Raw genomic sequence first — 11,949 nt, forward strand, 5'->3', positions numbered from 1 at the left:
GCTTTGCCGATTTGGGATAGCGGAGACGCAACAGAGCGGCGTCAGCGGTTGAGTTGGCGCAGCGCGTCTTGCAGGGCTTTGCGGTATTCGGGGGATTCCCGCGTCTGGGCGATGGCTTCCCAGAATTGGCGGGTCAGCTTGGGGTGGCCGTCCGCGAAGTTGTGGGAAAAAATCAGGTAGTAAGGCTTGGCGACCAGATCCGGCCCCACTTTTTCTACTCTGTCCCTATAGACCGGGTTGCTCGCCAGCAGGCTGTCGCCGGTCAAGGTGGGCAGGGCAAGGGCGCCGATGCGGCGCGCCAAGAGCTTGTTCAGGTTCTGCTCCGGGTTGCGGGAGCTGTCGTCGACCGGCGCGCCCAGCGCTTGCAGTTGGGCGATCACCGAGAAGCCGGTCTGCGCGCCGACGGCGCCGTCGAGATGGCTGAGGCTCTGGCCGTCCCATTCCAGTTTAGAGCCTTTCAGCCGGTACAGGCTGTAGCCGTCCAGGTGCATGCGCAAGGCCGGGTCGGCGGCGTCGCCCTTCATCGGATAGACGCCGATGCGCAGCCGCTCCGGCTTGAAGCTGATCTCGAAGACGCCGTCGATCTGATTGTTTTGCACCTCGCTCAGGCAGCGCACCCAGGCCATCTCCCGGATTTCCAGCTTGATATTGGTTTTTTGGGCGGCGGACTTCAGCATCTGCAAGCTCAGGCTGGGGCCGTTCTGGCTGCGCCATGGCGGGGAGTCCATGTCTTCGGTGCACAGCCGCAGGCTGGCGGGGCGCGGTTCGGCCGTGGCGCCGAACGCGAATAGCGACAGCAGCAGGAAGATCAGACGAGCACGAGGCATACGGAGGCTCCGCGATGGGAGGCGGGGTGAACTTGCTTTAGTTATTTGCGCCGCAACAAAAAAAGGCAAGCGGGAAAAGGACGGGGACAATGCAAAAAGCCGATTCCTCGGAATCGGCTTTTGCTGCGCGCCGCGCTGGGCGGCGTCTCGCTGTGAAGCAGTTTTTGGTGGAGGTAAGCGGGATCGAACCGCTGACCTCTTGCATGCCATGCAAGCGCTCTCCCAACTGAGCTATACCCCCGCACCGGCTGCGTTTCACAGTGCTGCGCAGTATATGGCAGCGGCAGGGTCGTGTAAATAGCCTTCGCCATTTTTTTTGGATAATTTTCCGGCGGCGGCGCGGCCGCCGGCATAGGAGGGGCCGGGGCGCTCGGTTATAATCCCGGATTCGCCAGCCATACAACAGGAAGCAAGCCAATGTCGGTTGGGCATTACGAGAATTTCCCGGTGGGCTCCATTCTGCTGCCGCGCAGGATGCGCCGCGCCGTGCACGCCATCTACCATTTCGCGCGTTACGCCGACGATGTGGCGGACGAGGGCGACGACGCCCCCGAGCTGAGGCTGGCCGAACTGGACCGCCTGGGCGCGGAGCTGGAGCGCATCGGCGCCGGGCAGACGCCGGATACGGCCATGATGCGCAATCTGGCGGCGGCGATCGCCGAGCACGGCCTGGACTTGCAGCCGTTTCACGACTTGCTGGCGGCGTTTCGCCAGGATGTGGAAAAAACCCGCTACCGCGATTACGCGGAATTGGCGGATTACTGCCGTCGTTCCGCCAATCCGGTGGGCCGGCTGATGCTGGCCTTGTACGGCGAGAACGACCGGCGCTCGCTGGCGATGTCGGACGGCATCTGCACCGCGCTGCAGCTGATCAACTTCCTGCAGGATGTGGAGCTGGACTGGCGCAAGGGCCGGGTTTATCTGCCGCAGGAGGATTTGCAGCGCTTTCGGGTGACCGAGGGGCAGATCGCCGCGCGCGACGCCGGCGGCCTGTGGCAGCCGATGATGCGCGCCCAGATCGAGCGCGCGCGCAAGATGTTGCAGGCCGGCGCGCCGCTGGGCAAAGTGTTGAAGGGCAGGATGGGGCTGGAACTGAGGCTGATCATTCTGGGCGGCGAGCGCATCCTGAAAAAGCTGCACGACTCCGGTGGTGACGTATTCCGCAGCCGTCCGGTGCTGAACTGGCGCGACTGGCTCTATATGTTGTGGCGCGCGGCGCGCGCCAAATGAGAGCGGCGCGGTGACGATGAATATTATGAGAACGGCGGCCCGCCGCGGCCGCCGCTTGGACAGGAGTGGCGCGTGACGCCTGATCAGTATTGCGAAGACAAGGCCGCCGCCAGCGGTTCCAGCTTCTATTACAGCTTCCGCTTCTTGCCGGAGCCGCGCCGCCGTGCGATTACCGCGCTGTACGCCTTCTGTCGAGAGGTGGACGACGTGGTGGACGAATGCCACGACCCCAACGTGGCCAGCGCCAAGCTGGCCTGGTGGCGCGGCGAGGTCGCCAAGCTCTACCAGGGCGCGCCGGAACACCCGGTGATGCAGGCGCTGCAGCCGCACGCGCGGGCTTTCGGCCTGCCGCAGAGCGAGCTGGAGGAAATCATAGACGGCATGGCGATGGACCTGAGCATGGCTCGCTATCAGCGCTTCCAGGACTTGTTGCTGTACTGCCACCGCGTGGCCGGCGTGGTGGGGCAGCTGGCGGCGCGCATCTTCGGCTACAGCGATGAGAAGACGCTGGAGTACGCGCATGAGCTGGGTATCGCTTTCCAATTGACCAACATCATCCGCGACGTGGGCGAGGACGCGCGCCGCGACCGCATCTATCTGCCGATGGAGGAGTTGCAGCGCTTCAACTGCCCGGCGATGGACATCCTGCATTATGAGGAAAGCGCGGCTTTCAAGGCCTTGATGGAGTTCCAGATAGAGCGCGCGCAGCAGTACTACCGGCAGGCCTGGGAAATGTTGCCCGCCGCGGACCGCAAGACGCAGCGGCCCGGCCTGCTGATGGCCGCGATCTATCGCGCCACCTTGGAGGAAATCAAGCTGGACGGCCCGGCCAAGGTGCTCAATCAGCGGCTGTCGCTGACGCCCATCCGCAAACTGTGGCTGGCATGGAAAACCTGGACCTTCGGCTACCGGCCGTGAGCCGCGCATGAGCGGGCCGCGCGTTGCCGTGATCGGCGCCGGCTGGGCCGGTCTTGCCGCCGCGGTGGAGCTGGCCGGCCGGGCGGAGCTGACCGTGTTCGAAGCCGGGCGCGAGCCGGGAGGCCGCGCGCGCCGCATTGGCGTGCCCGGCAGCCGGCTGGACAACGGCCAGCACATCCTGATCGGCGCGTATCGCGAATGCCTGCGGCTGATGGCGGCGGTGGGCGTGGACGAGAGCCGGGCCTTGCTGCGCCTGCCGATGAACTGGCAGCGCCAGGGCGGCATCAGCCTGAGCTGTCCGCGGCTGCCGGCGCCCTTGCACCTGGCGGCCGGCCTGCTGACGGCGCGCGGCGTAAGCTGGCGCGACAAGGCGAGGCTGGCGCTGGCCTTGCAGCGTTTGAAAGGACAGGGCTGGCGGGTGGCGCCGGATTGCGCGGTGACGCAATGGCTGACCCGGCAAGGGCAGTCCGAAACGCTGATCCGCGAATTCTGGCGGCCGCTGGTGCTGTCCGGCCTCAACACGCCGCCGGAGCAGGCGTCGATGCGGGTGCTGGCCGCGGTGCTGCGCGACAGCCTGGGCGCGGAGCGCGCCGCCAGCGACCTCTTGTTGCCCAGGGTGGATTTATCCGCCTTGTTCCCTGAGCCCGCCTGGCGCTGGCTGGCCGAGCGCGGCGCGGACCTGCGCGCCAGCCGGCGCGTGCGCGGCGTGGCGGCGGATTCAACGGGGGTGAGCGTGGACGGCGAGCGTTTCGACGCCGCCGTGCTGGCGGTGGCGCCGTATCACGCGGCGGAACTGACGGCGGATCCAGCGCTGCGCCAGTTGACCGATGCTTATCGTTATTGGCCCATCTACACCGTCTACCTGCAGTTTGAGGGCGCGGTCCGCTTGCCGGCGCCGATGTGCGCCTGCAGCGGCGGCGTCGGCGACTGGCTGTTCGACCGCGGCGCGCTGATGGGCGAAACCGGCTGGGTGGCCGCGGTGATGAGCGCGCCGCAGCATCTGGACGCGCTTTCGCATGAGGAACTGGCTGCTCTGGTGGAGGCCGACGTGCGCCGGCTTGATCCGCGCGCAGGCCGGCGGCTTGATTTCCGGGTGCTGGCGGAGCGGCGGGCCACTTTTGCCAGTTTGGTCGATATGAGGCGACCGGCGCAGCCAAGCCCGGTACAATCGCTTTATTTGGCGGGAGATTGGACGCATGCTGATTATCCTGCCACTTTGGAGGGGGCCGTCCGAAGCGGCGTCGCAGCCGCCCGCGCGGTGATTGGAAGACTGTGAGCCATCCGGCGGCCGCAGAGGCGCGCCGCTGATGGCCCTGATTACAAGATAGCGAAAAAAAATGACGACAGATATCGCCTCTAACGCATTCAAGGACCGCGTGGTGCTGGTCACCGGCGCCACCCAGGGCATAGGCCGCGAGGCCGCGCTGACTTTGGCCCGTCACGGCGCCACCGTGGTGTTGCTGGCGCGCAGCGTCAAAGGCCTGGAGAAGGTCTACGATGAAATAGCGGCCGCAGGAGGGCCGGACCCGGCGGCGGTGCCGCTGGACCTGCTGAAGGCGGCGGAGGGCGATTTCAACAACCTGGCGATGATGGTCAAGCGCGAGCTGGGCCGCCTGGACGGCATCTTGCATTGCGCTTCGCATTTTTACGCGCTGTCGCCGCTGTCCAATCAGACAGTGGAAGAGTGGATGGACCAGTACCGGATCAATACCGTGGCGCCGTTCGCGCTGACCCGGGCTTGTCTGCCGCTGTTGAAGGATTCGCCGGACGCGGCGGTGCTGTTCGTGGGCGAAACCCATGCGCTGCACCCGGCGCCGTACTGGGGCGGTTTCGGCGCGTCCAAGGCCGGCCTCAACTATCTGACCCAGGTGGCGGCCAACGAATGGGACGTTTACCCGCAGTTGCGCGTCAATCAGCTGATTCCGGGGCCGGTGAATTCGCCGCAACGCAACCGCACCCACCCGGGCGAGGACAAGTCCGAACGCGGCAATCTGTCTGAACTGATGCCGCATTTGCTGTACTGGCTGGGGCCCGCCAGCCAGGGCCGCAGCGGCGAGATCGTGGAACTGGATTTGCGCGCCCGGCGCGCTTGAGGGGAAGGGGCGAGGCATGAGCATAGGGCGATGGCTATGGTTGCCGTTGCTGCTGGCGTTGACCGGCTGCAACTGGGTGGGCAACGTCACCGGCTTGACCAAGGACGCCAATAAGGCGATAGGCGCTGCTTGCCGTCAGACCGGCCGTTCGCTGGAAGAGTGCTATTTGCGCAATCCCGAAGCCGACAAGGCGGCGATCTACGCCGGCTGGCGCGAGATGAACGAGTACATGGCCAAGAACAAGCTGGACACCATGGAACCGCCCAGGGAAGCATCCACCCCCGCCGGCATGCCGGCGCCCACCGCCAGCAGCCACGGCGCCGCGTCCGCGCCGGCGGAAAAATCCAGCGCCAACATCTCGTCCTCCGGCCCCAGACCGTTGAGCAATGAAGAGGCCGAACGCGCCGCGCGCACCGATCCCCAAGTGGAGGCGGTGCTGGCGGCCATCCGCAACAAGCCCGCCGGCGAAGGCGGGGGGAAATCCAAGGCGGCCTCCGGCGCGGAGCCGGAGCAGAAACGTCTGCTCAACATCATCAATGAACTCAATAAGAACAGCCCTGCGTCTGGTTCGCACGGCTGAGCCCCTCCACTTCTTTCCGTTGTCCTGATGGCAAAAATCAAAACCGTTTTCAGTTGCGCCGAGTGCGGCGGTCAAACGCCCAAATGGCAGGGCCAGTGCCCGCATTGCAACGCCTGGAACACCCTGACCGAGGCGGTGCAGGCCGCGCCGGCGGCCAACGCCCGTTTCCAGTCCTGGAGCGACAGCGCCACCCAGGTGCAGAAGCTGTCCGATGTGCAAACCGAGGAAGTGCCGCGGGACCCGTCCGGCATCGACGAGCTGGACCGGGTGCTGGGCGGCGGCGTGGTGCGCGGCGCGGTGATCCTGATCGGCGGCGATCCCGGCATCGGCAAATCCACGCTGTTGCTGCAGGCGCTGTCCGAAATCGGCGCGCGCCGCAAAGTGCTCTACGTGTCCGGCGAGGAGTCGCCGCAGCAGATCGCGCTGCGCGCCACCCGTTTGTCGGTGGTCACCGAACGCGTCGATCTGCTGGCGGAAATCCGGCTGGAGACCATCCTGGAAACGCTGAAGCGCGAGCAGCCGGAAGTGGCGGTGATCGACTCCATCCAGACCCTGTACACCGACCAAGTGACGTCGGCGCCGGGTTCGGTGTCCCAGGTGCGCGAATGCGCGGCGCAGCTGACGCGGATGGCCAAGCAGACTGGCATCACCATTTTGCTGGTGGGACACGTCACCAAGGAAGGTTCGCTGGCCGGCCCGCGCGTGCTGGAGCATATGGTGGACACCGTGCTGTATTTCGAGGGCGATTCCCATTCCAATTACCGGATGATACGCGCGATCAAGAACCGCTTCGGCGCGGTCAACGAGTTGGGCGTGTTCGTGATGACGGATCGCGGCCTCAAAGGCGTGTCCAATCCCTCCGCCATTTTCCTGTCCTCTTACCGCGACGATGTGTCCGGGTCCTGCGTGCTGGTCACCCAGGAGGGCAGCCGCCCGCTGCTGGTGGAGATCCAGGCGCTGGTGGACGATTGCCACGGTTTTCAGCCCAAGCGCCTGACCGTGGGTCTGGAGCAAAACCGGCTGGCCATGCTGTTGGCGGTGCTGCACCGCCACGGCGGCGTCGCCTGCTTCGACCAGGACGTGTTTCTCAACGCGGTGGGCGGGGTCAAGATCAACGAACCGGCGGCCGACCTGGCCATCATCCTGGCCATGGTGTCCTCCTTGCGCAACAAGCCCTTGCCGGAAAAGCTGGTGGTGTTCGGCGAAGTGGGCCTGGCCGGCGAGGTGCGCCCGGTAGCGCGCGGCCAGGAACGCTTGAAGGAGGCAGCCAAGCTGGGCTTCACCCGCGCCATCGTGCCGCAGGCCAACCGGCCGCGCCAGCCGATTGAGGGGCTGCAGGTGATCGCGGTGGAGCGTTTGGACCAGGCGGTGGACTTTTGCCGCGAGTGAGCGGTAAGAGCCTGTTTACGATCTGCTGCGCGTCGTGGAGTGTTACACGGTGAGTACAGCTTCGAAATGCTCATGTACCGTGTGTACACTCCGCTTTCTCAGCTGTTTTCGCCTTGTCTCGCTTTAGCTCGCGAGACCGTAAACAGACTCTAAGAAAGCGGATAGCGAATGATAGAAGACCGAGACATCGAGGCGGAACGGCCGTATCTGTTCCGCTACGCGCTGGCGCAACTGCGCGAGAAGGACGCCGCCGACGAGGCGGTGCAGGAAACGCTGCTGGCGGCGCTGGAATCCCGCGCCTCCTTCAGCGGTAAATCCACGCTGCGCACCTGGCTGACCTCCATCCTGCGTTTCAAGCTGATTGACGCCTTGCGCCGCAAGGGCAAGGAGAAGTTGTTTGAATCGCTGGAGGGCGAGGCAGACGACGGCGATTTCGACGGCCTGTTCAGCCGGGACGGCCACTGGCGCGAGCCGGTCAAGGCCTGGAGCGGGCCGGAGCAGTCCCTGATCTCGCGTCAGTTCTGGGAGGTGTTCGAGCAGTGCTCGGAAGTCATGCCGCGCCGCACCGCGATGGTGTTCGTGATGCGCGAGGTGATGGGCATGGAGATTGCGGAGATTTGTCAGAATCTGGAGATCACCGCGACTAACTGTTCCGTATTGCTGTATCGCGCCCGCATGAGCTTGCGGGAGTGTTTTTCGATCCGCTGGAGCCGGGAGGCTAGCGTATGAAGTTGAGTTGCCGTCAGGCCAGCCGTTTAATCTCGGCCTCGCAGGACCGTCCTTTGAGTCAGTGGGAATACGTGCGTCTGCGCGTGCACCTGTTCATGTGCGGCAATTGCCGCAATTTCTCGCAGCAGCTCAAGCAGTTGAGCGAGGCAGCGCATAGGGCGGGGCGCGGCGAGTAGTTGTTTATTTGAAGCAAAACGGACCAACCGGCCTTCTGGCCGGTTTTTTCTTGGCTGCGGCGCGGGATAAAAAGAAGCCAGCGAAAGCCGGCTTTTAATTTCAAGGGTGGTAAGAAAAAACTTAGCGCTTGCGCTTGCCGCCGCCGCTTTTGGCCGCCGCGCACTGATGTGGGCAGGCGGCGCACTGGCTGTCGTTGAGGCCGGCTCCGGTGAGCGATTGCTTGAGCGCACAGACCGATCGGCGGCAGGCGATGAAGCGAATCTGGTTTTCCGAGGCCAGTTCGCGGAAATGGCGCATCACGTTGTGGCCCAGAAAATCGGTGAACAGGATCAAGAGGTCGGTGCCGGCCGGCAGGCGGTCCACCTTGCGTTGGTGCGAGCTGTTGCGCCCGCTGACGTGACGATGAATGTTGATGCCGAAATCGCGCAGCACATCCGGAATATTGCCGAGGGTATCGGCTCCCACAAGCATGGCATTCATTGGACATCCCTCCTGGGTGAATTTTTAGAAATGATAATCGTTATCATTTAGCCGGTCAATCACAAACTTTGTAAATGGCAATCAGGACAGGGGTGAACTGCGGCGGATCGCTTGCGTCGTTTGAGCCGCGCCGCCTGGGCGGGCAGGGCGGCGAAAGGATTTGCATGAGCGCGGCTCATACGCGGGTTGAGGTGTGGCGGCTTGTCGAACTCGGCTTTTTTGCGCTCGATCCGGCAGGTGGGCCGGGTTTAGATAGCGACATCCGAATAACTCATGGCTGGTGCAAGGTTTTTACATGTAACAAGTGTTAAAAACACAGAATAAGAAGTATTTACACTGCGCTGGTTTTAACGCAATTGCAAAAAAGCAACATGACTATGGGATTTGTACATGCCTATTTTTTGTGGTGATTGCTCTAAATATGCATTTGGTTTTACGGGGTGGTGGATTTCGTTTTCCGGTTAGACGCTTGTTTAATAAAGATTTTGAGTCGTTAAGAAGTATTGCTTCAAACATAGTGCCTGCTCGCTCTGAAGATGGCGGGGGGCTGCCGCGGAAAAGTTTATTGACGCTGGTCATGATTAATTCGCACACTCGGATCGCCTTCGGTTCAGATCAAAAAATGAGCACGACGATGCTCTCTATAGAGCCATAAACCCGACGAGGTCAGTGGCCAAATGAACTTACAAGGGATTGGAGAATCATGAATTGTCGCAAGAAGAAAATCGTGCTGGCGCTCGCCATGCTCGGTGTCGGCGCCGCGTCTTTGGCTCACGCGGAAGAGAACAACGGAACCCTGGACCGTGTGGAAATCACCGGCTCCAACATCAAGCGCTCCATCAAGCAGGAGCAGGCGATCCCGATGACCATCATCAAGACCGACGACCTGGTCAAACAGGGCATGACGTCGGTTGAGCAAGTGATCAACAGCCTGGCCTCCAACCAGTCCTCTCAGGGCGCCAACGCCGCGGTGGGCGCCTCCACCGGCGGGGCCTCCTACGCCAGCCTGCGCGGCTTGGGGCACCAGTACACGCTGATTTTGCTGGATGGTCGCCGCATCGTGAACCAGCCGATGGATGGCACTTCCGTCGACCTCAACGCCATCCCTTTGACGGTGATAGACCGCATCGAAGTGGTGCGCGACGGCGCTTCCGCTATCTACGGCACGGATGCCATCGGCGGCGTGATCAACTTCATCACCAAGAAAACCATGCAGGGCCTGTCCATCGGCGGCGAACTGCTGTCCCCACAGCGTTCCGGTGGCCAGGAGCGCAGCGTCAACTTGTCCTACGGCTACGGCGACTTGGGTAAGGACGGCTTCAACATCTACGGCGCTTACGAGTATCACAAGACCAACAAAATCATGGCCACCCAGCGTGATTTCGCGTCCCAGATCACCAGCAGCACCAAGCGCAGCGTCAACAGCTTTCCCCCCAACTACCTGTTGCCCAGCGGCGACCTGATTACCGGCTCGCCCAACTGCGCGCCGCCGTATTCGACGCCGGACGGCAGTGGCGCTTGTTCGCAGCTGTTTTCGCTGTACCCGTCGATCCAGCCTGAGATCGAACAACAGACCGGCGTGCTCAAGGGCACTACCCGCATCGGCGACCACGAGTTGTCCTTGCAATACCTGGTGACCGAGACCAAGAACACCACCTGGGTGGCTCCGACCCCGTTCTCCGGCGACGTGACTTCGCCGACCGCGCCGGGTCAGAACCCGGCGGACGGCCCGTTCCCGGTGTATGGCCGCTCGGTGCCGGCTGGTGCGCGCGTGGACAGCACCACTGCCACCACTCAGCGTTTGCAGATGAATCTGGAGGGCTTGATCGCCGGCTGGGACTACCGCGCCGGCCTCGGTCACTCGGAAAGCAAGGTCACCCACGATCTGCAAGGCGGCTACCTGAGTCAGAGCAAGCTGCAGAACGCGCTGAACAGCGGTTTTGATCCGGGCAGCGCGGATCCGGCCGCTTGGAAGCCGTTCTCGTCCAGCGGCCGCATCGAGCAGGCCAAGTCCAAGCTTGATCTGGCCGACTTCAAGGTGAGCAAGGAGGTGCTGCAACTGCCGGCCGGCATGTTGGCGGTGGCCATCGGCGCCGAGGCGCGCCGCGAAACTATCGAGCACACCTATAACCATGCGCTGTCCTCCGACACGCTGAGCACTGGTCTGACCAAGACCAACGACGGCAGCGGCCAGCGCAACGCCCAGGCGCTGTACGGCGAGCTGGACATTCCGGTGATCAAGCATCTGGACGCCAACCTGGCGGTGCGTTACGACCACTACAGCGATTCCGGCAGCTCGGTGAACCCCAAGGTTTCGCTGAAGTACCAGCCGGTGCCGCAATTGTTGCTGCGCAGTTCGGCCAGCACCGGTTTCCGCGCGCCGTCGCTGTACGACATCAACCAGCCGGCCCAGCAGCAACTGACCGCCAAGAACTACACCGACCCGGTACTGTGCCCGGGCGGCGTGGCTCAGCCGGGCGCGGGCTCCACCTCTTGCGTCAAGACTCAGCAAAACCTGTTGTCCGGCGGCAACAAGAGCCTGCAGCCTGAAAAATCCTCGTCCATCTCCTTCGGCATGGTGCTGGAGCCGGTCAAGGACCTGACCACCAGCGTGGACTTCTGGTGGACCAATATCCAGAACTCCATCGGTTCGCTGAACGAGCAGACCATCTTCGCCAACCCGGGCAAATACGCCAATCTGTTCGTCCGGGATTCGAAGAACAATCTGCTGTACGTGACCGACCTTACCGACAACTTGGGCAATACCAGCGCCGCCGGCGTCGATCTGGGCTTCTCCTACCGTCTGCCGCGCACCTCCATCGGCGACTTCACGGTGAACCTGGACGGCACCTATATCAGCAAGCACAGCTTCCAGTACGAGAAGGGCGGCGACTACCACAGCGATCTGGGCGCTTACGTCAACGGCAGCCCCACCTTCCGCTGGCAGCACAATCTGGCGCTGAACTGGATGCGCGGGTCGTGGAGCGGCATCCTGGCTCAGGATTACAAATCGGGTTACACCGATTCCGACCCCAGCCACATGGTCAAGCCTTACTCCACTTGGAACCTGTCCGGTTCCTACGCCTGGAACAAGCAACTGACTGTGACCGCCGGCATCAAGAACCTGTTCGACCAGCTGCCGCCGTGGAGCAATCAGGGCGAAACCACGCCCCAGGGCTATGACCCGCGCTTCACCGACGCGGTGGGCCGCGCTTATTTCGTGAAGGCCAGCTACAAGATGTAACTCCGCCATGCCGGGACGGTCTTCGCCGTCCCGGCTGGAAGGAGTACGCAGGAACCGGCCTTCACGCGAAAGCCGGAGTGGCAGATGGCGGCCGTGTCGGCCCCGGCCCGCTCACAAGGCGGGGAGGGTGCCGGTCCAGCCGCAGCAATTGTGGGTATAAACATGACGAGCATCACAGCCAGAGGAATCGGCGGTCCCCCGCCCAAGCGCCGCATCGCGGGCTTGGTCGGCGTGATCGTCTTCCATGCACTGTTGATCTACGCGCTGGTGTCGGGCCTGGCC

11 protein-coding genes and 1 tRNA gene are annotated in these 11,949 nt (G+C 63.3%); 9 read left to right on the plus strand and 3 right to left on the minus strand.

Features of this window, described 5'->3' with window-relative positions; genetic code table 11:
- Positions 1-41 precede the first annotated feature (41 nt).
- Both HA052_RS23335 and HA052_RS23340 read right to left on the minus strand, forming a co-directional pair.
- Positions 42-827, minus strand: a complete 786-nt coding sequence (locus tag HA052_RS23335) for a substrate-binding periplasmic protein (RefSeq protein WP_166453830.1) — start codon at positions 825-827, stop codon at positions 42-44.
- Positions 828-992: 165 nt separating this feature from the next.
- Positions 993-1,068, minus strand: a tRNA-Ala gene (locus HA052_RS23340).
- A gap of 176 nt (positions 1,069-1,244) precedes the next feature.
- Between HA052_RS23340 and hpnC the strand changes: the two genes are divergently transcribed.
- The 8 genes from hpnC to HA052_RS23380 all read left to right on the plus strand — a co-directional run bounded on the left by hpnC (position 1,245) and on the right by HA052_RS23380 (position 7,942).
- On the plus strand, positions 1,245-2,057 hold the full coding sequence (gene hpnC / locus HA052_RS23345) for a squalene synthase HpnC (protein ID WP_166453831.1): 813 nt from the start codon (positions 1,245-1,247) through the stop codon (positions 2,055-2,057).
- A 72-nt stretch (positions 2,058-2,129) separates the two neighbouring features.
- Complete coding sequence (hpnD, locus tag HA052_RS23350; RefSeq protein WP_081545173.1) at positions 2,130-2,975, plus strand: presqualene diphosphate synthase HpnD; 846 nt, start codon at positions 2,130-2,132, stop codon at positions 2,973-2,975.
- A gap of 7 nt (positions 2,976-2,982) precedes the next feature.
- Positions 2,983-4,251, plus strand: a complete 1,269-nt coding sequence (hpnE, locus tag HA052_RS23355) for a hydroxysqualene dehydroxylase HpnE (protein ID WP_166453832.1) — start codon at positions 2,983-2,985, stop codon at positions 4,249-4,251.
- Between the two features lie 61 nt (positions 4,252-4,312).
- The gene (locus HA052_RS23360) at positions 4,313-5,068 is read left to right on the plus strand and encodes an SDR family oxidoreductase (protein WP_081545158.1); all 756 of its coding nucleotides are present in this window, start codon (positions 4,313-4,315) and stop codon (positions 5,066-5,068) included.
- Between the two features lie 16 nt (positions 5,069-5,084).
- Positions 5,085-5,648 (plus strand): hypothetical protein, encoded by a 564-nt coding sequence (locus HA052_RS23365; RefSeq protein WP_166453833.1) that lies wholly within the window; start codon positions 5,085-5,087, stop codon positions 5,646-5,648.
- A 27-nt stretch (positions 5,649-5,675) separates the two neighbouring features.
- A complete protein-coding gene (radA, locus tag HA052_RS23370) occupies positions 5,676-7,037 on the plus strand; it encodes a DNA repair protein RadA (protein WP_166453834.1) in 1,362 nt (453 codons plus the stop codon).
- A gap of 168 nt (positions 7,038-7,205) precedes the next feature.
- Positions 7,206-7,766 carry a sigma-70 family RNA polymerase sigma factor gene (locus tag HA052_RS23375; protein WP_166453835.1) on the plus strand — a complete coding sequence of 187 codons (561 nt, stop codon included), beginning with the start codon at positions 7,206-7,208 and terminating at the stop codon, positions 7,764-7,766.
- Positions 7,763-7,942, plus strand: a complete 180-nt coding sequence (locus HA052_RS23380; protein ID WP_081545162.1) for a zf-HC2 domain-containing protein — start codon at positions 7,763-7,765, stop codon at positions 7,940-7,942. The genes HA052_RS23375 and HA052_RS23380 overlap by 4 nt, the downstream gene beginning before the upstream one ends.
- A gap of 121 nt (positions 7,943-8,063) precedes the next feature.
- Here HA052_RS23380 and HA052_RS23385 read toward each other — a convergent pair whose 3' ends face one another.
- Entirely contained in the window at positions 8,064-8,423 is a 360-nt protein-coding gene (locus HA052_RS23385; RefSeq protein ID WP_019104007.1) for a DUF2325 domain-containing protein, read from the minus strand.
- Between the two features lie 703 nt (positions 8,424-9,126).
- On the opposite strand from HA052_RS23385, the gene HA052_RS23390 reads away from it, so the two are divergent.
- Positions 9,127-11,667: a TonB-dependent receptor gene (locus HA052_RS23390; protein WP_166453836.1), complete on the plus strand. Its 2,541-nt coding sequence runs from the start codon at positions 9,127-9,129 to the stop codon at positions 11,665-11,667.
- Positions 11,668-11,949: the final 282 nt, after the last annotated feature.

Origin of the sequence: Chromobacterium fluminis, assembly GCF_011602385.1 — a bacterium.
Lineage (GTDB): Bacteria > Pseudomonadota > Gammaproteobacteria > Burkholderiales > Chromobacteriaceae > Chromobacterium > Chromobacterium fluminis.